Source organism: Streptomyces thermovulgaris, from assembly GCF_002155915.1.
GTDB classification, from domain to species: domain Bacteria; phylum Actinomycetota; class Actinomycetes; order Streptomycetales; family Streptomycetaceae; genus Streptomyces; species Streptomyces thermovulgaris.
Genome location: NZ_MUME01000259.1, coordinates 1 through 1327 on the forward strand (window position 1 = coordinate 1; position 1327 = coordinate 1327).

Below are 1327 nucleotides of genomic sequence, written 5' to 3' on the forward strand. Positions count from 1 at the left end.
CCCGATACTCAAACTGCGACCGCCCCCACACCGCCGTCGCCGCCACATCAACCAACGACACCGCATCACCACAACCAGCCAGCCACTCCGCCCACCGACCAGCCTGCGCACGCAACGCCCCCACATCCCGACCAGACACCACCAACGGCACAACACCACCCTCAACAGCACCGCCCCCAGCAGTGCCGTTTTCAGTGGTGCCGTTCCGGGTGGCACCGTCCTCAGTGGTGCTGCCTCCAGCGGTGCCGTTTCGGGTGGTGCCGTTCGGTGTCGCCTTGGTGGTCTCTCGCACCGGGGGTTCTTCCAGCACCACATGCGCGTTGGTGCCCGACAGCCCGAACGAGGACACTCCGGCTCGGCGTACTCGGCCGGCCTCACGCGGCCAGGGCCGGGCCTCGTCCAGGAGTTTCAGGCCGCTGCCTTCCCAGGCGATGTGCGGGCTGGGCTCGTCGGCGTACAGCGTCTTCGGCAGCATCTGGTGCTGCAGAGCCAGCACCATCTTGATCACACCCACCACACCGGCGGCAGCCTGCGTGTGCCCGATGTTCGACTTCGACGAGCCCAGATAGACCGGCCGCTGCGCATCCCGGCCCGGGCCGAACACCTCGGCCAGCGCGCCGGCTTCGATCGGGTCGCCCAGCGGGGTGCCGGTGCCGTGGGCTTCGACCGCGTCGATGTCGGCCGGCGTGAGGCGGGAAGCGGCCAGTGCGTCACGGATCACCCGCTGCTGCGAGGGGCCGTTGGGCGCGGTCAGGCCCTGGGAACGGCCATCCTGGTTGACCGCGCTGCCGCGGATCACCGCCAGGATCCGGTCACCGTCACGCTCGGCAGCCGACAGCCGCTTGAGCACCAAAACCCCAACACCCTCAGCCCAGCCCGCACCATCAGCCCGCGCCGAGAAGGACTTGCACCGCCCGTCAGGAGCCATCCCCTTCAACCGCGAGAACTCCACAAACAGCGCGGGAGTGTTCATCACGGTGACACCACCGGCCAGGGCAAGGTCGCATTCGCCCTGCCGCAGCGCGGTGACGGCAAGGTGCAGGGCGACGAGAGAGGACGAGCACGCGGTGTCCACCGTCACCGCCGGCCCCTGAAGCCCCAGGGTGTAGGACACCCGGCCCGAGACCACACTGGACGCGTAACCCGTGCTGGTGTAGCCGTCGAGAGCCTCCAGGTCATGTCCCTGATGGCCGTAGTCCGACGTCATGGCACCGAGGTAGACCCCGGTGCGGCTCTCGCTCAGGGACTCGGGTCGGATGCCGGCCCGTTCCAGGGCCTCCCAGGACGTCTCCAGCACCAGCCGCTGCTGCGGATCCATCGACACCGC

General features: G+C 69.1%; 1 protein-coding gene. It reads right to left on the reverse strand.

The window, feature by feature from the left end; all coding sequences use genetic code 11:
- Window positions 1-1327 (reverse strand): type I polyketide synthase (locus CCN35_RS19925; RefSeq protein WP_143631677.1); only part of this gene is annotated, 1327 nt, incomplete at both ends.